13 protein-coding genes are annotated in these 21,690 nt (G+C 74.0%); 7 read left to right on the forward strand and 6 right to left on the reverse strand.

Annotated elements, in window-relative coordinates; all coding sequences use genetic code 11:
• Positions 1 to 4: 4 nt before the first annotated feature.
• Positions 5 to 5,266 carry a WG repeat-containing protein gene (locus tag ACMCNO_RS10755; RefSeq protein WP_412749261.1) on the reverse strand — a complete coding sequence of 1,754 codons (5,262 nt, stop codon included), beginning with the start codon at positions 5,264 to 5,266 and terminating at the stop codon, positions 5 to 7.
• Between the two features lie 146 nt (positions 5,267 to 5,412).
• Between ACMCNO_RS10755 and ACMCNO_RS10760 the strand changes: the two genes are divergently transcribed.
• The 3 genes from ACMCNO_RS10760 (at position 5,413) to ACMCNO_RS10770 (ending at position 8,178) form a co-directional block, all read left to right on the forward strand.
• Positions 5,413 to 6,273 carry an ABC transporter permease gene (locus ACMCNO_RS10760; RefSeq protein WP_412749262.1) on the forward strand — a complete coding sequence of 287 codons (861 nt, stop codon included), beginning with the start codon at positions 5,413 to 5,415 and terminating at the stop codon, positions 6,271 to 6,273.
• Complete coding sequence (locus ACMCNO_RS10765; protein WP_412749263.1) at positions 6,266 to 7,081, forward strand: ABC transporter permease; 816 nt, start codon at positions 6,266 to 6,268, stop codon at positions 7,079 to 7,081. The genes ACMCNO_RS10760 and ACMCNO_RS10765 overlap by 8 nt, the downstream gene beginning before the upstream one ends.
• A gap of 116 nt (positions 7,082 to 7,197) precedes the next feature.
• The gene (locus tag ACMCNO_RS10770; protein WP_412749264.1) at positions 7,198 to 8,178 is read left to right on the forward strand and encodes an ATP-binding cassette domain-containing protein; all 981 of its coding nucleotides are present in this window, start codon (positions 7,198 to 7,200) and stop codon (positions 8,176 to 8,178) included.
• Between the two features lie 4 nt (positions 8,179 to 8,182).
• On the opposite strand, the gene ACMCNO_RS10775 is transcribed toward ACMCNO_RS10770, so the two are convergent.
• Together ACMCNO_RS10775 and ACMCNO_RS10780 are read right to left on the reverse strand one after the other, a co-directional pair.
• Positions 8,183 to 9,256, reverse strand: a complete 1,074-nt coding sequence (locus tag ACMCNO_RS10775; RefSeq protein WP_412749265.1) for a TolB family protein — start codon at positions 9,254 to 9,256, stop codon at positions 8,183 to 8,185.
• A 92-nt stretch (positions 9,257 to 9,348) separates the two neighbouring features.
• A complete protein-coding gene (locus tag ACMCNO_RS10780) occupies positions 9,349 to 10,644 on the reverse strand; it encodes an MFS transporter (RefSeq protein ID WP_412749266.1) in 1,296 nt (431 codons plus the stop codon).
• Positions 10,645 to 10,835: 191 nt separating this feature from the next.
• On the opposite strand from ACMCNO_RS10780, the gene ACMCNO_RS10785 reads away from it, so the two are divergent.
• From ACMCNO_RS10785 to ACMCNO_RS10795, 3 genes are all read left to right on the forward strand, one after another.
• Positions 10,836 to 11,912, forward strand: coding sequence for a metallophosphoesterase family protein (locus tag ACMCNO_RS10785; RefSeq protein WP_412749267.1), 1,077 nt, complete (start codon positions 10,836 to 10,838; stop codon positions 11,910 to 11,912).
• Positions 11,903 to 15,904: a fibronectin type III domain-containing protein gene (locus ACMCNO_RS10790; RefSeq protein WP_412749268.1), complete on the forward strand. Its 4,002-nt coding sequence runs from the start codon at positions 11,903 to 11,905 to the stop codon at positions 15,902 to 15,904. Before ACMCNO_RS10785 ends, ACMCNO_RS10790 begins: the two co-directional genes overlap by 10 nt.
• A 118-nt stretch (positions 15,905 to 16,022) precedes the next feature.
• Entirely contained in the window at positions 16,023 to 16,766 is a 744-nt protein-coding gene (locus ACMCNO_RS10795) for a hypothetical protein (RefSeq protein WP_412749269.1), read from the forward strand.
• A gap of 60 nt (positions 16,767 to 16,826) precedes the next feature.
• Here ACMCNO_RS10795 and ACMCNO_RS10800 read toward each other — a convergent pair whose 3' ends face one another.
• The 3 genes from ACMCNO_RS10800 to nadA all read right to left on the reverse strand — a co-directional run bounded on the left by ACMCNO_RS10800 (position 16,827) and on the right by nadA (position 20,371).
• A complete protein-coding gene (locus ACMCNO_RS10800; RefSeq protein WP_412749270.1) occupies positions 16,827 to 17,456 on the reverse strand; it encodes a DUF3043 domain-containing protein in 630 nt (209 codons plus the stop codon).
• 169 nt (positions 17,457 to 17,625) lie between these two features.
• Positions 17,626 to 18,981, reverse strand: coding sequence for a UDP-N-acetylglucosamine 1-carboxyvinyltransferase (murA, locus tag ACMCNO_RS10805; protein WP_412749271.1), 1,356 nt, complete (start codon positions 18,979 to 18,981; stop codon positions 17,626 to 17,628).
• Positions 18,982 to 19,201: 220 nt separating this feature from the next.
• Positions 19,202 to 20,371: a quinolinate synthase NadA gene (gene nadA / locus ACMCNO_RS10810; RefSeq protein ID WP_412753667.1), complete on the reverse strand. Its 1,170-nt coding sequence runs from the start codon at positions 20,369 to 20,371 to the stop codon at positions 19,202 to 19,204.
• 201 nt (positions 20,372 to 20,572) lie between these two features.
• On the opposite strand from nadA, the gene ACMCNO_RS10815 reads away from it, so the two are divergent.
• Entirely contained in the window at positions 20,573 to 21,685 is a 1,113-nt protein-coding gene (locus ACMCNO_RS10815) for a glycerate kinase (RefSeq protein ID WP_412749272.1), read from the forward strand.
• Positions 21,686 to 21,690: the final 5 nt, after the last annotated feature.

Here is a 21,690-nt window from a genome sequence, read left to right on the forward strand (position 1 = left end):
CCCCTTACAGGACGGGCCGGGTGTCCGCCTGCCGCAGGGCCACCTCGTCCAGCGCTGCCGCCGGGTTCGGATGCGTCAACTCGACCAGCGGCTCGCCCTGCCGGTCCAGCGCGCCCCACCGGCCGTCGCGGTCACCGACCACGAACGCCGTCGGGTGGATCAGCAGGCTGGTGTGCACCGCCGGCACGACCTCCCGCCCGGAGCGGTCCACGACACCCTTGCGGTTGCCCGCGTCCACCACCGCCAGGCCCTCGTCGGTGAAGCCGTCCACCTGCCGCCCGCCCGCCAGCGCGGTCGCGAACCCCAGGTACTTCGGCTGCACCACCAGCCGCCCGTCGCGGTCCACCGCACCCCAGCCGACGCCGCGACGCACCGGGGCCAGCCCGTTGCGGAACGCGCGGACGTCGTCGAAGCCGCCTTCCATCACCACCCGGTTGCCCGAATCGATGGCGAACCAGCCGCCGGTACCGTCCCGGGTCACCCACGCCAGCCCGTCGCCGAACGGGCCTACCCCGCGGTACCCGGCCGACTCGTCGATCACCGTCGCGCCCGCGGCGTCGATCAGCTCCCACGCGCGCCCGGAGGGGCGGCGCACCCACGCCAGACCCTCGTGGAACGGCGCCACATCCGCGTAACACTGCGGCACCACCAGCGCGCCGTCGGGATCCGCATACCCCCACAGACCCGACTCGTGGTCCTGTGCCGGCTGCGGCCGCGGCGGCTGCTGGCGGATCTGCTCGGCCGTGCGAGCGTACGGGCCCCAACCGGTCTCCCGGACCCGCGTGTGCACCACGTCCAGGGCCAGCTCGACGCGCGCGACCAGCTCGGGGTCCTCGGCACGGCGCAGATCCAGCGCCCGCTCGAACAGCGTGCACGCCTCCAGGTGGCGGCCCTGCTCGAAGCGGCACCGGGCGGCCAGCTCGGCGATGGCTGCGCGCAGCACGTCCGGCAGCTCGGCGGAGTCGGCCTCGGCGTACCGGCGGTCGGCCTCGGCGTACTCGCCGCGCCACTGCAACACCCCGGCCAGGCGGGTCCGGACCAGCGCGGTGAGGCGAAGCTCGGTGGTCGCCTCGGCGTGGTCCAGTGCCTCCCGGGCATCCGCGAGCGCCGGATCCAGCTCGCCCAGGGCGCGGAAGGCCACCGCGCGCAGGCTCAGCAGGCGGGCGCGCACGGCGGCGCGCTCCGCGTACTCAAGCTTGTCGGTCAGCCGGTCCCGCACGGCCAGCAGCGGATCCGGGTCGTCGGCCAACTCGCGCAGCGTCTTCGGACACAACCGCCACGGGTACGCGGACAGCACGTCCTCGGGTTCGGTCCGGTTACGCGCCGGCTCGGCGGGAGTCGCGGTGGTGACCGGCGGGCGGGCGGTCATCTCCGGTGCCGGCACCGTGCGCTCTGCTCCCCACGGGGCAACCGTGGGCACGGGTTCAGGTTCGGCGCGGTCCGGGGTGGCGGCGTGCGATGCCTCCGGGTCGCCGTCGCCGGCCGCAGCCGACCGGGTCTCCGCGTCCGAGCCCGGGACTGCTTGCCCGTCGGCGTCCGGCTCGCTGAGCCGGGCCGGGGAGGGTCCGGACTCGTCGTTCGCGGACGGTGTGGCCGCTTGACCCGTCGTCTCAGCGCGGACGTCGTCGGCCGTCGGCTCGTCCGCGGGCGCACTGTCCTGCGTGGCGCCCTCCGCCTCCGCCACGTCGGTGGTCTCGGCGTCTTCGGTGGTCTCGGCGTCGGCGTCGGCGGCGTCCTCGGTGGTCTCGGCGTCTTTGGCCGCCGCGTCCTCGGTGGTCTCGGCCGCAGCGGTGGTCTCGCCGTGAGTCCCGGTTTCTGTTGCGGCGTCGGTGGTCTCGGCGTCGGTGTCGGGTGCCGTTGTGGATCCGGGTTCGGCTTCGGTTGGCGTGTCCGTGAAGTCGTCGATGACGGTGGTGCCGGGCACCGGCGGCGCGTGCGTCAGGGCCGGTTCGGCGTCGGAGCCTGCGGTCGCCAGGGACGGCGAGCGGCGCGGATCCGCCATGTCTGAACTGGACGAATCCGGGTCGGATCGCGTCTCGCTCACCTCGAGCGGGGTGCTTTCCGGCGCTGCTGGGGTGTCTGCCGGGTCGCTTGTGGTGCTCGCCGGCTCCGCCCTCACGGGCGGCTCGCTTGCCGGGCTCGTGCCGGCTGCCGAGACGGTCCCGTCGGGTGTCGGGACGGGCTGCTCGGTCGGGACCTCCGAGGCGGACTCGTCGGGCGTTGGGACGGGCTGCTCGGTCGGGACCTCCGAGGCGGACTCGTCGGATGCGGGGAGGGTCTGCTCGGTCGAGGCCTCGATCTGCCGGGCGCCCCCGGCCGGGTCGACGGCGTTCGGCTCCGTCCCGGCGGGGTCCAGGGCTTGCAGACCAGCCGCCGTCGAGCCAGGGGCGTCCGGCTCTGCCGCAATGGGGTGCTGGGCTTCCGGGCCGACAACGGTCGGGACATGGGCGTCCGGCGCTGCCGCGACCGGGTGCGGGGCCTGCGAACCAGCCGCGGCCGAGCCAGGGGAGTCCGGGGCAGGTGCGGTGGGGCGTTCGGTGTCTGGTGCAGTCGGAGGGCTGACCGGGACCGGTGCCGAGGCCGTTACGTACCTCGGGTCGTCGTGAGTGGACTCCGGCGTCGACCGGATGGTCGCCGGTGGGCCGAGAGACGGCGCCCCCAGCCCGTTGAGCTGCAGGAGCCAGCCGAGACCGCGCGGTTCGCCGTCCGAGTCGCCAGGGTCGCTGTCAACGTTGTCGGCGGCTGACGCGGCGGCCCGCTCGGAGGCGCTGGCGGACGGATCGACGTCCGTCGCGGCCGGGCCCGCCGGGCGGCGGTCCATTCCGGCCTCGTCTGGGGAGAAGGGCACACCGCTCGCGTCGGTCGCGCCGTCCGCCGGCACGCTTCCGGCGTGGCGCAGAGACGGGTCGGTGCCGGAGGAACCCGCGAGCTTCGGTGAGGTGCTGTCACCTCGTACTCCTCCACCGTCCGGTGCGTTGCTGCCGTCGTGCTCCGGCGTCGACCCGGACCGGAGCCGGTCCACCTGCGGCGGCGTGAGCAGAGGCGCGAACCAGCCGTCGGGCGAGACCGGTGCGGCCGATCCGGCGGGCGCCGTGGAGTGCGGCGCAGTGGAGTGCGGCGCAGTGGCGGGCGGTGGCGTGGGTGGTCCCGTGACGGGCGCGGCAGGCGGTGCCGTCACCGGTACGGCGGCTGAGGCGACCGCTGGTGGGGCAGACGTGGGCGGCGCCCAGGACGGTGACGGCGCAGCGGACGCGGGCGGCGCGGGCGGTTCGCCGACACTGTGCGGCGCCGGCCGGGGCTGTGGCGGGTAGGGGGCCTGCGGCACCGGCCGGTACTGCATCGGCGGGCCGGTCTCCGGGACCAGGCGGGGCGGCGCGGGCCGCGAACCAGCCGGGTGCGGTGGCTGCTCCGGCCGCGCGTACGGCGCCGGGCCGGGCTGAGGCCCGCCGGGCATTCCGGCCGCGGGCTGGTGCCCGGCAGGGATTCCCGCCGCCGGGTTCGGCAGGGTCGGTACGCCGTACGGCGGGGTGTCGTCGAAGGCCCGGGACCGGCCGTCGTACGCCTGTGCGGCGTGGTGGCGCGCCGGGGCGTCCGGCGCCGGACCGTGCGGCGCGGTCGGCGGCTGAGCAGCGCGCGGCGGCGCGGAGGTGGGCCGGGTCGTCGGCAGCGGTACACCGGACCGTGGCCCGCGCGGCCCCGTCTCGGACAGGGGAGCGTCCGGCCCGGGCCACCCCTGCGGACGTGCGTGCTCATCGGGCCGGACGTGCGCCGGACGCTGCCCGGTCGCCTCGTCCCGGCGCGCGCTGGGCGCGGGCCCGGCGTCGCGGTGCGGTGCGCCGTGCGGCTGTGCCGGACCGGGACGGAGGACAGCCCCCGACGGCCGTCCGTCCTGGTACGGCACCCCCGACGGTGGCCGGGTGTCCTGGTACGGGACGCCGGATTGCGGCAGGGTGCCCTGGTACGGGACGCCGGAGTGCGGCGGGACGCCCTGGTGCGGCACCCCCGACTGCGGCCGGGTGTCCTGGTACGGGACGCCGGAGTGTGGCGGGGCGCTCTGATGCGGGGCGCCCGACTGCAGCGGGGCGCTCTGATACGGGGCGCCCGACTGCGGCCGGGTGTCGTGGTAGGGCGGCTGGGATCGGCCGCCGGGGTAGGGGACGCCCGGGCGGGCATCCGGGTGCGGACCGGTGGGCCGCGCGTCGCGTGAGCCTCCGGGCTGGCCGGATGGATCGGACCGCCCCTGCCGGTGGCCGGGCGGTCCATCGGCATGGCGGCCGTCCGGTCCCGCATCGCGGTACTGCGGGTCGCGGTACTGCGGGTCGCGGTACTGCGGGTCGCGGTACTGCGGGTCGCGGTACTGCGGGTCGCGGTACTGCGGGTCGCGGTACTGCGGGTGGTGGGCCCGTTCGCCGCCGGGCGCGGCCCCTCCCGGTCGGGCCTCCGGGGGCTCGGCGACACCGGGCCGCCCGCTCGCCTGCGGCATGGCGTACCCGCCGTGTGCGGGCGGCATATCGCCCGGGCGGAATGCGGGATGCCCCTCGCCGGGCCGCCCCGGCATCGGGGCATCGCCCGGCCGGAACGGTGGCTGTGGCACACGAGCTCCGGCACCAGGCCGGGGCTGCTGCTGCGCTGGGCCAGGCTGGGGCTGCTGCGCCGAGCCGGGCCGGGGTGAGGGCTGCGCGGGCCCGGGCCGGTGCGCGGACGGTGGTGCCCCGGCGCGCCCGGGGTACGGCGCGGGCGCCGGCCCCGCCTGGCCACGGCCTGCCGGGGAAGTCGGCCGTGGCCCGTCGGACGGTCCACCGATGTACGGAGTCGGATGGGCGGAACCCGGACGCGACGCCGGCGGCGACGACGGGGCCGGTGGCCGGGGGCCGCGTTCGGCCATCCGGGGACGGTAGTAGTTGGCCAGCGCCTCCTGCAGGTTCGGCTGCGCGTCCCGGAACGGGGTACGGCTGTCGACCGGCCGGATGTGCTCGGGGTGCGGCACCGGGCGGTTCCAGGCGGGCTGCTCATGACCCGCAGGGGCGCGACGGCCCGCCGCGCCGTCCGGGTCGCGGGTGTCCGCGCCGTCGGTCCAGGACGGCGGGTCGGCGGGCGGCGGATCGACCGTGGGGTCGAACACCGGGGTGTGTACCGCGCGTAGGCGTCCCTGGTCACCCGGGTAGCGCTGGCCCGGCACGGGCTCCCACTCCCAGGTGATCTCATACAGCCAGCCGGGTTCGTCGTCCCAGTCACCGGCACCCGCGTGGGAGCTCCAGCCGTTCATCGGGCACCCGGCAGGGTGGCTGATGCTTGGCGACGCTCCGTCACGACGAGATCCACCTTGTCGGGAAATTTGGGATGTGGCAGAGGTGCACACCGGGTACATTCGCCCGGCTCCGCTGCTGGGGTATCGGGGAGGAGATTAACGGCGTGGACGGGCAGGACGCCAGGGTGCCGACGATCTCTCCGAGTCGTCCGTTCCGCGGGGTGGCCACGACGTTCGGTGCGCTCGTCTGGGCGGGTTTCCGCCGATGGGCGTCCTACCGGCAGGCGACGATGGCCGGATCGTTCACGAACATCGTCTTCGGGTTCCTCCGTTGTTACGTCCTGTTGGCCGTCGCGGCGGCCACCGTTAACGGTCGCCCGGCCGGATACGACGAAACTCAGCTCGTCACGTACGTCTGGGTGGGCCAAGGGCTACTCACCGTAGTCGCCCTGTTGGGGTGGTCGGAGCTGTCCGATCGCATCCGGTCGGGTGAGGTGACCGTGGACCTGCTGCGGCCCGTTCATCCGGTGGTGTCGTATCTCGCCCCGGACCTCGGGCGCGCGCTGCACCGGATGATGACCCGCTTCGTGCCGCCGGTGCTCGTCGGGGCGCTCGTCTTCGACTTCTACGTGCCGGGGCGCTGGTGGACCGTGCCGCTGTTCGCGGTGTCCGTCGTGCTGGCCGTGGTGATCAGCTTCGGGTGCCGGTTCCTGGTCAACGCGACCGCGTTCTGGCTGCACGACGCGCGGGGTCCGGTGATGCTGTGGACCCTCGCCGGTGGGGCGCTGGCGGGGTTGTACTTCCCGCTGCGCCTGCTGCCGCACGGGCTCGCGGTGCTGCTGTGGGTCGCCACGCCGTTCCCGGGAATGCTGCAGACCCCGTTGGACGTGCTGACCGAGCGCGACCCCCCGGCCCTGCAAGCGGGCCTGGTCGGGCTGCAGGTGGTGTGGGCCGCGGCGGTGCTGGCCGCGTGCGCCGCGGTGCAGCGCCGGGCGGAACGCAGGCTGGTGGCCCAGGGTGGGTGAGGGCCGGGACCGGGCCTTCCGTGCGTACGCGGCGCTGCTCGGTGCCCAGTTCCGCTCGGCCGCGTCGTACCGGGGGTCGTTCGCGGTGGAGCTGGTCACCAACCTCGGCGCCACGGCGATGGACGTGCTGACGGTGATCGTGCTGTTCCGGCCCGCGCCGCAGGTGGGCGGGTTCTCGCTGGCCCAGGCGCTGCTCATGGTGAGCCTGGCGTCGTGCGCGTTCGTGGTGGCCGACATCGGCGTGGGCAACATCGACCGGCTGCAGGGCTACGTGCGGGCGGGCACGCTGGACGCGGTGCTGATCCGCCCGCTCGGGGTGCTCGCTCAGCTGATGCTCATGGACCTGCCGTTGCGCAAGGCGCTGCGGCTGGTGCTGGCGCTGGTGGTGCTCGGGATCGCGCTGCACGCCAACCCGATCGTCTGGACTCCGGCGCGGCTGGCGCTGCTGGTCCTCGCCCCGCTGTTCGGCGCGGTCTTCTTCGGCGCGATCTTCGTGCTGAGCGCCGCCCTGGCGTTCTGGTGGGTGGACTCGGGCGAAATCGGTAGCGCGTTCACGTACGGCGGGCGTGACTTCGCCTCGTACCCGGTCACGATGTTCGAGGGCTGGTTCCGGGCGCTGTTCGCGTACGGTCTGGGCTTCGCGTTCGTGGCCTACCAGCCCGCGCTGGCCATTCTGGGCATCGCCGACCCGCTGGGCCTGCCGCCCTGGGCCGGATATGCCTCCCCGCTGGTCGCGCTGATCGCGGCCGGCGTGGCCGCGCTCGCGTGGCGGGCGGGCATCAGGCAGTACCGCAGCACCGGGTCATGACCGACTGCACCGAGCGGAGCGAGGGCCGGGAGGGCATGACGAAGAAGACAGGGTCATGACCGACTGCACCGAGCGGAGCGAGGGCCAATGACGATGAAGCGGCACGGGGGTGGGCGATGGGCGCGGTGATCGAGGCACGGGGGTTGCGCAAGGACTTCACGGTCCGGGTACGCGCCGGCCGGATGCGCCGCACGAAACGGACCGTGCCGGCCGTGGCCGGGGTGGACCTGAGCGTCGCGCCGGGCGAGATGCTCGGCTACATCGGCCCGAACGGTGCGGGCAAGTCGACGACGCTGAAGATGCTGACCGGCGTGCTGACCCCGTCGGCCGGGGAGGTGTCGGTGTGCGGGCTGGCCCCGGTGCCGCAGCGGACCCGGCTGGCGCTGCGCATCGGGGTGGTCTTCGGCCAGCGGTCCCAGCTGTGGTGGGATCTGCCGCTGCGCGAGTCGTTCGCGCTGCTGCGGCACGTCTACCGGGTGCCGGTCGCCGACCACGCCGCCCGGCTGCGCCGCTGCCGGGCGCTGCTCGACCTGGACGAATTCCTCGACACCCCGGTCCGGCAGCTGTCGCTGGGGCAGCGGATGCGTGGCGAACTGACCGCGGCGCTGCTGCACGGCCCGGAGGTGCTGTTCCTGGACGAGCCGACGATCGGCCTGGACGTGACGAGCAAGCAGGCGGTGCGCTCATTCCTGGCGGAGCTGGGCGCGGGTGGCGACGTGACGCTCGTGCTCACCACGCACGACCTGGCCGACATCGAACGGCTGTGCCACCGGCTGGTGGTGATCGACCACGGCCGCGTGGTGCACGACGGCACGATCGAGGCGCTGCACACCCGGTACGGCTCGCGCCGTCGCCTCGTCGCCGACCTCGACGCCCCGCTGCCGCCGGGGTTCACCGTGGACGGAGCGGTGCTGGCCGCGGTCGAGGCCGACGGGCACCGGGTGAGCTTCGAGCTGGAGTCGGCGTCCGCGGGGGCGGTTGTCGCCGCGCTGACCTCGTTGGCCACGCTGCGCGACCTGTCGCTGGTGGAGCCGGACATCGAGGACGTGGTGGCCCGGCTCTACCGGGACCGGCCCCCGGACCCGGTCGCGGGGTAGCCGCTCAGCGGACGACCGCGGGCGACCAGGCGTGGGGAATGAACAGTTGCGGGGTGCCGCCGCCGTCCGCGTCGGCCATCCACACGTCCGTGGTCCGGGTCGCCATCGGGCCGCTCTGCAGGCCGTACAGCACGTGCCGGTCGTCGAGCCACTCCGGCTGGTCGTCGACGCTGCGGGTCTCGGCCAGCGTGGTCTGCCGCCCGGTCGCGAGGTCCAGCACGGTCAGGCGCCACTCGCCGTCGGGCAGATCGCCGTGCTTCTTGTACGCGATCCGGGTGCCGTCGGGGGACAGCGACGGGCATTCCACGTCCTCGTACAGGGCGGTGAGCCGCCGGTCCGCGAGGCTGCCCCGCACCAGCCAGGTCTTCCCGCCGACCAGGGCGGTGGCGTAGAAGCGGTCACCGTCGGCGAACGTGACGCCCCAGAAGTTGCGGTCCCGGTCGCGCCGCACCTTCCCGTCCACCACCAGCGTGAACTTCTCCAGGTCGGACGGCTGCCCGCCGCCGGCCGGGTTGATCGTGGTGCGGGTGGAGAACGCGCCGGGGCTGGTGTACGAGTCGCCGTACACGAACGCCGTGACCGCGGCGAGGCCGCCGTCCGGGCTGAGCCGGGTGCGGCTGTACAGCCCGGTCAGCCGGCCCAGGTCCCGCTCGGTGGTCCAGTCGGGCCGCAGCAGCCGCACCTGGTAGCTGCGGGTGGTCAGGACGGTGCGCGCGGACAGGCACACCGCCCGTACCCGGGTGGCGTAGACGCGGTCGCAGCTGGCCGGGGTGATTGCGCGTGGCCCGGACGGCGCGGTCAGCGGCACGACGGCGACGCGGCCCTGGTCGGCTCCGGCGCCGGTGTTGCGGAACACCACATGCGGTCCCGCCGATACGGACGCCCAGTCGCCGCCGGTGGCGGCGTGCGGCGCGCGTTCGGTCGCGCGCAGGGATTCCCGCCGGGCGTGCACCACGTACGCGGCCGCGCCGAGTACGGCCAGCACCGTGACGACGAGGACGGCCAGCAGCCGGGCGCGGCCCCGTCCGCCGTCGGCGGGCCCGGCTTCGCCCAGCTCGCCCGCCTCGCCCTCGCTCATCGGCCTCCATTCGGGCCCGCCGCCGTCCCGTCCCGGCGCCAGGTGCGGGGCCTGCGGCCGGGCCGTCGCGGGATCCGCCGCCGGGCCGTCGTTCACCGGCTGCCGGTCGGTTCGGCCGCCGCGTCGCCATCCGTCCCGGCGTGCTCGGCGTCGTCGCCGGGGGTCCCGGACGTGCGGCCGGCACCGCGCAGCAGCACCGCGGCCACCGGCAGTGCCGAGGCCAGCAGCATCCCGAACGCCAGCAGCCCCGGACGTGCCCCGACGGCCGACCATAGTGCACCGAACGCGACTGACGAGGCGAAACGGGTGACAACCGTGACGGTCTGGGCGGCGGCGATCCCGCTGGTGCGGGTCTCGGTGGCGACCAGGCGGCTCACCAGGGCCGGCAGCACGCCGTCGGTGGCCGCGTAGAACGTACCCAGCAGTGCCAGCACGGCCACGATCGCGACCGGGCCGCGCACCGGGCCTGCGGCCACCAGGTAGACGGCCAGCAGTGCGACATGGCCCGCCACCAGGACCCGGGCCCGGCCGACCCGGTCCGCCAGGCGGCCCAGCGGCAGGGCCAGCAGCAGGTACGCCACATTCGTGCCGACGTACATCAGCGGGAACCACCGCAGGTCCAGGCGGTCCTGCTGCTGCAGGACGAGGTAGAGGAAGCCGTCGCCGACCGTGACCGCGCCCAGCAGGGCGCAGGCCAGCAACGGGCGGCGCAGCCGCGGCCCGGTCACCTCGCGCAGCACGTCGCCCAGCCGCACCCGGGTGCCCCGGTTGGTGCGCCGGTCCGGCACCAGCAGGACCAGCACGGCCAGGCCGACCGCGGCGACCGCGAACGACACCACGAACACCGCGTTGTAGCCCTGGGGTATGGCGGCCAGCAGCAGGAACGCGACGAGCGGCCCGAGCGCGGCGCCGATCGTGTCCAGCATCCGGTGCACCCCGAACGCGCGCCCGAGCGCGTGCGGTGGGGAGGCGGCGGCGATCAGCGCGTCGCGCGGCGCGGTCCGCAGCCCCTTGCCGAGCCGGTCCGCCGTGATCACCGCGGTGATGGCGGCCAGGCCGTGGGCGGGCAGCAGGGCGATCCGGCTGAGCGCGGACACGCCGTACCCGATCACCGCGATCCACTTGGCCCGGTCGCTGCGGTCGCCCGCGTACCCGCCGACCATCCGAACCAGTGCGCTGACCCCTTGGTACGCGCCGTCGACCAGGCCGTACCCGAGGTAGCCCAGCCCGGCCTGCGCGGTGAGGTACAGCGGCAGGACCGCGGCGACCATCTCCGAGGAGACGTCGGTGAGCAGGCTGACGACGCCGAGCAGGAGTACCGTGGTCGCGACCCGGCCTGCCGCGCCACCCGTCTTCGCTGCCGGGCGGTCGCGCACCGTTACGTACACCTGTCTGCCTTCCCGGTCATCGGTCTCGGTGGCCGGCGCGGGAGAGACCCCGCTTCCGACCCCGCCAGCGTGGCCGCGTCGCGGAGCCGATCGGTGCACCCCGGGGTGCGGGTGTGGTGCGGCGAGCGGTCGCACCGTTGTCACACCCGGTCCGCAACCGGCCTGCTCCCGTCAGCCGCCACCGTGGCCGCATGAACCACCTGAGGCTGCGTCGCCGGGGCGGGCGAACCACCGTGCTCGCCGCGCTCGCGGCGATCGTCCTCGTGCCCACCATGGCCTCGGCCGCCGTGGTGACGGTGCGCGCCGCCGCGCCCGGCCGTACGGCCGCGGCGCAGCAGCTGCCGACCTCGGAGGGCCAGCTCATCGCGGTCGTCGGCGATATCTCGTGCGCGCCCACGAACCCGGTCTACCGGGGCGGGGAGGGCAGCCCTGCCGGCTGCCGGCAGGACTCCGTCGCCGCGCAGCTCGCCGGGCAGCGCCTGGCCGCGTTCCTGCCGCTGGGTGACCTGCAGTACGAGGACGGCAGGCTGGACGAGTTCGTCAACGTGTACGACCAGTTCTTCGGCCCGTACAAGGCGATCAGCCGGCCGATCCCGGGCAACCACGAGTACAAGACCGCGGACGGTCAGGGGTACTACGAGTACTTCGGTGCCGCCGCGCACAAGGACAACCCGTACGGGGTGCCGGGCAGCTACAGCTACGACGTCGGCAGCTGGCATCTGATCGCCATCAACTCGATCATGTGCGCCCCCATCACCCCCTGCACCCCCACCAGCAACATGATCAAGTGGCTGAAGGCCGACCTCGCCGCTCACCCCAACCGGTGCACGCTGGCCTACTGGCACCATCCGCTGTACTCGCTGGGCCACCACGGCGCGTACGCCCCGATGACCCCGGTCTGGAACACCCTGTACGACGCCGGGGTGGACGTCATCCTCACCGCGCACGACCACAACTACCAGCGCTTCATGCCCCTCGGGCGGGCCACCGCGATCGACGACACCACGATGGCGCCACCGGCGGAGATGCCGGAGTCGCAGGGCATGCGCACCTGGATCGTCGGCACGGGCGGTGCCAACAACTACGGCCTCGCGGACGACCACCCGGACGTCGAGCAGGTCACCGAGGCCAAGTACGCCGGCAGTTCGGCCGCGCTGTTCGGCGTGCTGTTCATGCGCCTGCGCGACGGCGGCTACGACTGGGACTTCCAGCAGGCGCAGCCCGCCAACATCCCCTTCTCCGATTCAGGTGTGGGAACGTGCCGCTGATCCGGATCCATCCTCGCCGCCTGCTGCTCGTCGCGCTGGCGTGCGTCGTCATGCTGCTCACCACCGGCGTCGCCGCGGTCGCCGCGAGCACCCCGGCGAAGCCCACCGCGTTCACGGCGACCGGCGGGGTGGGCAAGGTCAGCCTGTCGTGGCACCTGCCCAAGGGCGTCGTGGCCGTCGACGTGAAGCGCAACGGCGTGATCGTGGTGAAGAACCTGCACGCCTCGAAGTGGTCCAGCACCAGCGTGCGCAACGACGTCACCTACAAGTACGCGATCCGCGGCGTCAACTCGCGCGGCAAGAAGTCCGCGTGGACCACGGCGAAGGCCGTGACCCCGCTGGCGGCGCCGCCCGCCCCGACCGGGGTGGTGCTGCGCAATCAGGACAGCCAGGTCATGCTCACCTGGAACAAGCCGACGTCGGCGCTGGCCAGCACGGTGCGGGTGCTGCGCAACGGCTACCGGGTCGCCACCGTGCCCGCGTCGGTGGGCACCGCGGTGGTCGCCAACCTCGTCAACGAGCGCTCGTACCTGCTGACGGTGCAGACGGTGAACCGCAACGGCTCGACGTCGAAATCCGTGTACCTGACGGCCGTGCCGACCGCGGCGCAGCAGCGCAGCCCGTTCGGGCTCACGGTCGCGGGCGGCAATGCCCGGGTCGATCTGGACTGGCTGCCGACCGTGGGCGCGCAGCGCTACCTGCTCTACCGCAACGGCAAGTACCTGCGTACGGTCAACGCGCCGACGACCAGCAGCGCCGACACCGGCCTGGACAACGGGGTCACCTTCCAGTACCAGGTGCAGGTGGTGGTGGCCGGGCAGTCCTCGGCCCTGTCGCCGATGCGGGCGGCGACGCCGCTGGCCCCGCCGGCCTCGCCGGAGTCGCTGGCGGCCAGCGCCCGGGACAGTGCCGCCGCGCTGACCTGGCAGACCCCGGCCGGCTCGGTGGCGGCGTACGAGCTGCGCCGGGACGGCGTCGCGGTCGCCGACCTGCCCGGCACGGCGACGTCGTACACCGACACCGGTCTGCGCAACGGAACGACGTACCAGTACACGCTCATCGCCATCAACGCCAACCAGGCCGCCGGACCGGCCAGCTCGCCCGCGGCCGTCGTACCGGCTCCCGCCCCGCCCGCGCCGTCCGTCCTCGCCGCGGCCGTCGGCGACAGCCAGGTCACGCTGTCCTGGACGGCCACGAACGGCATCACCCGCTGGCAGCTGCTGCGCGACGGGCTGCCGCTGGGCGGCGTCCTGACCGACACCCGGTTCGTCGACACCTCGGCGCTCAACGACGTCACGTACTCGTATGCCCTGGTGGCGGTCGGCGCCGACGACCAGCAGTCGACGCCGTCGCCGACGGTGTCGGCGACCCCTCGGGCGATCCCGCCCGCGGTCCCGGCCGGGGTGTCCACGGACACCGGCGACAGCGAGGTCACCGTGTCCTGGGACATGCCGGTGCCCGCACCGGCCCGGTTCCGGGTGTACCGCGACGGCGCGCTGGTCGCCGAGACGACGTCGTCGCCGGTGCGCGACGGCGCGCTGGACAACGGCACCGCCTACCACTACACCGTCACCGCCCTCGACGGGCGCGGCGTGGAGTCCGGCCCGTCGCAGGCGGTGACCGCCACCCCGGCGTCGCCCGGCGCGGACGCGCCCGGCCTGCGGGTGGTCAGCGGCCACGAGGAGGCGGTGCTCAGCTTCACCGAGGCGGCCGGTCATCCGGCCACCGGATGGCGGGTGCTGCGCGACGGCGTCGAGGTGCGGTCCGGTACGGGCGCCGAGATGACCGTCCGCGAACTCACCGACGGGCGGGCGTACCGCTTCCAGGTGCAGGCCATGTACGGGGACGGCTCGGGGTCCGCGCTGTCGGCGGTGTCCGTGGCGGTGCCCAAGGCGCCGTGGCGTGGGCTCGCGGTGGGTGCGGGATTCGCCTGCGGTGTCCACGTCGACGGCGGCGTGCGCTGCTGGGGCGCGAACGACGGCCGCCAGCTCGGCGACGGTTCCACCGTCGCGTTCGCCAGCGGTCCCGTGGTGGTGACCGGCCCCGCCGGCGTCACCCGGGTGGCCGCGGGTGACCGGCACGCCTGCGCCGCGACCGGCAACGGCGCGGTGTGGTGCTGGGGCGCGGCGCCGGGGTCGCCCGCGGTCGCTCCGGCCGTGGTGCCGACGCTTTCCGGGGTCACCGCGCTCGCGGCCGGTGGCGCGACGACGTGCGCCGTGGCCGCGGGTTCGGTGTGGTGTTTCGGTGACGGCTCCTCCGGCCAGCTCGGCGGGCCCGCGTCCAGCGCCACGCCCGTCAAGGTGACGCTGCCCGCCGCCGCGGTCGACGTCGCGGTGGGCCGCAAGCACGCCTGTGCGGTGCTGGCGGACGCGACGCTGGCCTGCTGGGGCGCGGACGACAAGGGGCAGCGGTCCGGCAGTGTTTCGGCGGTGCGCACCGTGGCCCGGGTCGCGGGCCTGACCGGGGTCTCCGCGGTCAGCGCCGGAGCCGACCACACGTGCGTGCTGTCCGGTGCCGCGGTGTCGTGTTTCGGGGCGGGCGACGCCGGGCAGCTGGGCCGCCCGGCGACGTCACCCGCGCCGGCGGCGGTCGACGTTCCCAACGCGGTCGCGGTCAGCGCGGGCAACCGCTACACCTGCGTCACGCTGCTGTCCGGGCAGGCCCGGTGCTTCGGCGCGGGCGGCTCCGGCCAGCTGGGCGACGGCGCCGGCCGGGACCGCTCGAGCCCGGTGTCCGTGCTCAACCTGGACAGCGCCACCTCGGTGGTCGCCGGGGCCGGCGACACCAGCTGCACGCTGACCCGCGACGGCTCCGTGTGGTGCTTCGGCGCGAACGGCTCGGGCCAGGTCGGCTCGGGCACGACCCAGTCGCAGTCGCAGCCCAGCGAGTCGATCGTCGGGCTCGACGGTGCCACGCGCATCGCCATGGGTGCCGACGCGAGCTGCATGGTCCGCGACTCGGGTGTGTGGTGCTGGGGGCCGAACCGGCTCGGCGCCGCGGGTGTCGCGGCCGGAGTGCCGGTTCCCGTTCCCACGCGGGTCGCGCTGCCCGCCGGTGCGGTCGCCCGGTCGGTGGCCGTCGGCGGCGCGACGGCCTGCGCGAACACCATCGTCAACGAGCTGTACTGCTGGGGCGCCAACGGCTCGGGTCAGGCCGGGCAGCCGGTCGCGGCCACGGTCGGCGTCGGCAAGGTCGCCCTCACCTCGGTTTCCGACGTCGTGGTGGGGCCGGACGTGACCTGCGCCCGCAAGGGCGGCGGCACCCTGTGGTGCTTCGGTGTTTCCGGGCTGCTCGGCGCCGGTTTGACCGGTACCCAACCGCATCCCGACCCGGCCCAGGTGCTCACCGCCCCGGGCGTCGGGCTGACCGGGATCGCCCTGATCGCGGCCGGCGACCGGCACGTGTGCGCGGTGAACCAGTACTCCGTCGCCGTGCCCCAGTCCGGCGCGGTGTGGTGCTTCGGCGATCCGTCGGGTTCCCGGCTCGGCGCACCCGGGTCGGGTGCGCTGGCCACGCAGGTGCCCGGGCTGGCCGCGGTGACCAGCGTCGGGGCGGGGCGGGCGCACACCTGCGCGGTGTCCTTGGCGCCGTCCCGGGCGCTGTGGTGCTTCGGCGCCAACGGCGCGGGCCAGTTGGGGCTGGGTGACACCACGGACCGGTCCGCTCCGGCCGCTGTGCCGAACATGACCCCGTCGAAGGTGGTCGCCGGTGGCGACGTGACCTGCGTGAAGAGCCCGAACGCGCAGGGCTGGTGCTTCGGCGCGAGCGCCGCCGGCCAGACCGGCAACGGGCTGCTGCGTGCCGCCGAGCCGGTCCCGCAGGTGGTGTACAACAGCGACGGCATCCTGCCGGCCGCCGCGTTCGCCACCAACGGCGCCACGTCGTGCGCGCAGCTGGCGACCGGCGCGGTGAGCTGCTGGGGCGCGCGCCTGGCCACGTCGTACGGCGAGGGCGTGGCCTTCGGCTACCCCGCGGTCCCGGTGCTCGACTGACCCACGCTCCCCGGCCCGAAAGGCATCGGGAAGGCGGAGATCTGCTTGAGGTCCCGTTGATTCAGGTCCGGCATTGTTTCCCGTGTCAGCAATACGGGGCGTTGGAGGGAACTGAATCATGAAGCTGTCGAGCCTGATCGCCACCGCGGGTGTGGCCCTGGCCGGCGCTCTCCTGGCCGCTCCGCAGGCGGCTTCGGCGGCCGCGGCGCAGGTGCCGGGCGTCCCGATGGGTGTGCAGCAGGTCCGGTCGGCGGTCAATGAGGCGCAGACGGTGGTGTCGTGGAGGCCGACGACGTTCGCCGCGCGTTATCGGGTGAAGGTTCTCGACGGGTCTGCGACGGTGGCTTCGTATGTGGTGCCGGCGTCGCAGGCGCTGGTGGGTGGTCGTTTCCAGGTGGTGGTGTCGACGCCGAACAAGTGCTCGACGTACCGGATCTCGGTGCGGGCGGAGGACGCGTTGGGTCAGGGTGCGCAGGTGGCGGTGACGGAGAAGTCGCTGGTGCCGTCGGTGGTGACCAAGGCGCGGGGGTTCCGGGGTTCGGACAAGACGCGGGCGACGTTTGAGATGTCGGCGCCGCAGTGGCGGGGTTACCTGGTGGCGTCCGGTGGTGGTGCGAAGGCGGACAATCTGGCGGCGCCGTCGATCGAGGTGACGACGCAGTTGCAGTTGGTCCGGATCGCGGACGGCAGGGTGATCACGTCGGTGAGCACGACGCAGGCGGGGTGGACCACCGCGAAGGTGTCGAAGATTTTCACTGGTCTGGACGCTAAGCGGGCGTACGTGTTGAAGGTGAGCACGTCGAACGAGTGGGGCAGCTGCGCGAAGCAGGACGGCAAGATCCTGCTCCCGGCCGCCGCCTGACGGCACCGACGACAACGGCCCGGCGCATCAGCGCCGGGCCGTTCCGGTGTACCGCGGTCGTCAGATTGTGGCGCCGATCTCGATCTGCGGCTTCGGGACCCGCATCTTGCGGAACGTCAGCCCGCGCATGATGCCGTACAGGTACAGCGAGCCCATCTTCTGCGTGGTCTTCGGGAACCGCTCGCCGATCAGCCGCTTGACCCGGCGGGCGATCAGCACGCTGTCCACGATCACGCCCAGGGCCAGCAGCAGCCACAGCACGTTCGCACCCAGCTGCACCGCGGTCGGCATCCGCCCCGACGAGCCGATCAGGACGATCAGCGCCCCGGCGAAGAACCAGGTGCCGACCGTACGCCGGGAGTCGACGATGTTGCGGACCAGCGCCCGCTCCGGGCCGCGGTCGCGGGCCAGCAGATACCGCTCGTCGCCCTGGCGCATCCCCTCGGCGGCGTCGGCCCGATCCTGGCGCTGGCGCTCGCGCATCTGCTTGTACGCCTCGCGCCGGTTGGCCGGCGGCGTGGCCTCGGCCATCCGGCGGCCGGTGGCGGCGCGCTTCGGGGTGGCCTGGCCCAGTTCTTTCTTGCTGGGCGTGTAGTTCTTCGGCCGGGCGGGCTCAGCAGCCTCCGGCGTCACGGAATCGATGGCGTCGGCGACGACGTCGGCGGACTTGCGGCGAAACAGCGAGGGCACCCGCAAAGCCTAGCTGCCCGCGTGACCCTCGCTGTGCACCGCCGTCGGCATGCCCGAGCGCACCGAGCGGAGCGAGGGCCACGAGGGCATGCCCAGCGGTGGGGCATGCCCGAGCGCACCGAGCGGAGCGAGGGCCACGAGGGCATGCCCAGCCCGCGCAGTCCGCCGGTCAGAGGCGCTCGACGCGGGCGCCGAGCGCCGCCAGCTTGCCCTCGAAATCCTCGTAGCCGCGGTTGATCAGATCCACGCCGTACACCCGGGAGGTGCCCTCGGCGGACAGCGCCGCGATCAGGTGGCTGAACCCGGCCCGCAGGTCCGGGATGACCAGGTCGGCGGCGTGCAGCTTGGCCGGGCCGGCGATGACCGCGGAGTGCTTGAAGTTGCGGCGGCCGAACCGGCACGGGGTGCCGCCGAGGCAGTCCCGGTACACCTGGATGGTGGCGCCCATCTTGCCCAGCGCCTCGGTGTAGCCCAGGCGCTGCTCGTACACGGTCTCGTGCACGATCGACAGGCCGCGGGCCTGGGTCAGCGCGACCACCAGGGGCTGCTGCCAGTCGGTCATGAGGCCCGGGTGGACGTCGGTCTCCAGCGCCACGGCCTGCAGCTCGCCGCCGGGGTGCCAGAACCGGATGCCGCCCTCGGTGCCGGGCACCCCGGGACGCGTGGCGCGGGCGTCGGTGACCTCGAACTGCCCGCCCACGGAGCGGAACACGTTCAGGAACGTCATCATGTCGGCCTGCTGCGCGCCCAGCACCTCGATCTCGCCGCGGGTGGCCAGCGCCGCGGCGGCCCAGCTGGCGGCCTCGATCCGGTCCGGGATGGGCTTGTGCCGGTAGCCGTGCAGGCGGGGCACGCCCTTGATCTCGATGACCCGGTCGGTGTGCACCGTGATGATCGCGCCCATCTTCTGCAGGACGCAGATCAGGTCGATGATCTCCGGCTCGACCGCGGCGTTGCGCAGCTCCGTGACGCCCTCGGCCCGGACGGCCGTGAGCAGCACCTGCTCCGTGGCGCCGACGCTGGGGTACGGCAGCTCCAGCTTCGTGCCGTGCAGGCCGTTCGGCGCGGTCAGGTGCATGCCCTCGGGCGTCTTGTCGACGATCGCGCCGAACTGCCGCAGCGCCTGGATGTGGAAGTCGATCGGGCGCGGGCCGATGTGGCAGCCGCCGAGGTCCGGGATGAACGCCCGGCCCAGGCGGTGCAGCAGCGGGCCGCAGAACAGGATCGGGATCCGGCTGGACCCCGCGTGCACGTTGATCTCGTCGGCGCTGGCGCTCTCCACGTTCGTGGGGTCCATGACGAGCTCGCCGTCGTCCGCACCCTTGCTGACCTTGACGCCGTGCAGCTCGAGCAGCCCGCTGACGACCTCGACGTCGCGGATCGCCGGCACGTCGTACAGGTGGCTGGGGGTTTCGCCCAGCAGCGCGGCCACCATGGCCTTGGAGACCAGGTTCTTGGCCCCACGGACGCGGATCTGTCCGTGCAGCGGCGAGCCGCCGTGTACGACCAGGACGTCGTTGGTCAACGCAACCTCCAGCTGGGGCGTCAGCGCCCGTAGGAACGGGGGTGGGGCGTGCGGGTCGGGGGGTGACCCGCGGTAGCGCCGCCCGGGCACTATAGCGCTGAGTGACGATTGCAGAAACCGCCAGAATGCTCAGGATGGCACGAATAGCTGATCTCAAGCATGGCTCAAGATTTCACGGGGCGCATTCGGGTGACCCAAGGTAACGCTGTGTGACGTTCCGTTACGGCAGGGCGAGCATTTGGTCCAGAGCCACCCGGGCGTGATGCGCCGTGTCCGGATCGACCGTGATCTGGTTCGGCACCCGGCCGGCGACCAGTTCCTCCAGCGCCCACACCAGATGGGGCAGATCGATCCGGTTCATGGTGGAGCAGTAGCAGACCGTCCGGTCCAGAAACATGATCTGTTTGTCCGGGTGGGCCAGCGCGAGCCGCCGGACCAGGTTCAGCTCCGTGCCCACCGCCCACGCGGAACCGGCCGGTGCGGCCTCCAGCGCCTTGATGATGTACTCCGTCGAGCCGACCTGGTCGGCGGCGCGGACCACGTCGTGGCGGCACTCCGGGTGCACGAGCACGTTGACGCCGGGCACCCGCTCCCGGACCTCCCGGACGCTGTCCAGGGTGAAGCGGCCGTGCACGGAGCAGTGCCCGCGCCACAGGATCATCTTGGCGTCGCGCAGCTGCTCGGGGGTGAGGCCGCCGTGCGGTTTGTGCGGGTCGTACAGCACGCAGTCGTCGAGGTCGAAGCCCATCTCCAGGACGGCGGTGTTGCGGCCCAGGTGCTGGTCGGGCAGGAAGAACACCTTCTCGCCCCGCTCGAACGCCCAGGTCAGCGCGCGCTTGGCGTTGGACGAGGTGCAGACCACCCCGGAGTTGCGGCCCACGAAGCCCTTGATGTCGGCCGACGAGTTCATGTACGTCACGGGCACCACCGAGTCGGCGATGCCCAGGTCGGTGAAGAGCTCCCAGGCGGTCTCCACCTGGCCCAGCACCGCCATGTCGGCCATCGAGCACCCGGCCGCCAGATCGGGCAGCACCACCCGCTGGTGGTCGCCGGTGAGGATGTCCGCGCTCTCGGCCATGAAGTGCACGCCGCAGAACACGATGAACTCCGCGTCCGGCCGCGCCGCCGCCTCCCGGGCCAGCTTGAACGAGTCGCCGGTCACGTCCGCGAACCGGATGACCTCGTCGCGCTGGTAGTGGTGGCCGAGCACGAAGACCCGCTCACCCAGCGCCGCCTTGGCCGCCTCGGCGCGGGCCACCAGGCCGGGGTCGCTGGGGGCGGGCAGGTCGCCGGGGCAGTCCACCCCGCGCTCGCTGGCCGGGTCGGAGCCGTGGCCGAGCAGCAGCAGCGCGGTCGCGGTAGGGGAGGGTTCGGTCCAGGTCGACGTCACGAGCACCATGTTTCCATAGCGTCACACGCGAGAAATCGTGTCCTATCCCACGCTGGTGGCGCCTCGGCCGTCGCGATTGCGTTCGCCGTCCGCGACGGCTCTCCACCCAGGCACCCACGGAGAACGCGCCGGGCGACCGCCCGGCGGGACGCGGCCCGCCCGGCCCGGGTGACCGGTCGCCGGTCCCGGTAGGTTCCGGGGGTGCGCGTCCTGATCTGCCCGGACAAGTTCGCGGGCACGCTGCCCGCCCCCGCGGTGGCCGCCGCGCTGGCCGACGGCTGGCGCGAGGTGGCACCCGGCGACGACCTCATCCGGCGGCCGCTGTCCGACGGCGGCCCCGGCTTCGTCGAGGTCCTCGCGCAGGCGCTGCCCGGGCGCCGGCTGCCGGTCCGTACGGTCGACCCGCTGGGCCGCCCCGTGCCGGGGGAGCTGCTGCTGGTCGGCGGCACCGCGTACGTGGAGAGCGCCCAGGCGTGCGGCCTGCACCTGCTGGCCGCCGCGGAGCGCGACCCGAACCTCACCACCTCCTACGGCCTGGGCCTGCTGCTGGCCGCCGCGGTCGAGGCCGGCGCCGCCGAGGTCGTGGTCGGCCTCGGCGGCTCGGCGGTCAACGACGGCGGCGCCGGGATGCTGGCCGCGCTCGGCGCGAGCCCGGTCGACGCGGCCGGCTACGCCCTGCCGTACGGCGGCGCCGCCCTCACCGCCGCGGCCGGGCTGGCCGGCGTGCCGCAGCTCCGGCAGGTGGCCCTGGTCGCCGCCACGGACGTCGACAATCCGCTGACCGGCCTGTACGGCGCCAGCAGCGTGTACGGCCCGCAGAAGGGCGCGAGCCGGGCGGACGTGCTGCGCCTGGACGCCGCCCTGGAGCACTTCGCGGGAGTCCTGGAACAGAGCTTCGGCCGCACCGGCCTGGCCGCGCGCCCCGGCGCCGGTGCGGCGGGCGGGGTCGGCGCCGCCCTGCTGGCCCTCGGCGGCCGTACGGTGTCCGGAATCGCCCTGGTCATGAACCTCATCGGCCTGGACGCCGAGCTGGATTTGGCCGACGTCGTGCTCACCGGGGAGGGGGCGTTCGACCACCAGTCACTGCGCGGCAAGGTGTGCGCCGGGATCGCGGGCGGCGCACGCGACCGGGGCCTGCCCTGCGTGGTGGTGGCCGGACGGGTCGAAACCGGGCACCGGGAGGCGGCGAACGCCGGGGTCAGCGAGCTGCACTCGCTGGTCGAGCATTTCGGCGACGAACGCACCGCACTGGCGGAGCCGGACCGCGGGCTGCGCGAGATCGCCAACCGGCTGGCCCGGCAATGGAGCCATTGACCTGG

The organism is Krasilnikovia sp. M28-CT-15 (assembly GCF_047159595.1).
Classification (GTDB): Bacteria; Actinomycetota; Actinomycetes; order Mycobacteriales; family Micromonosporaceae; genus Actinoplanes.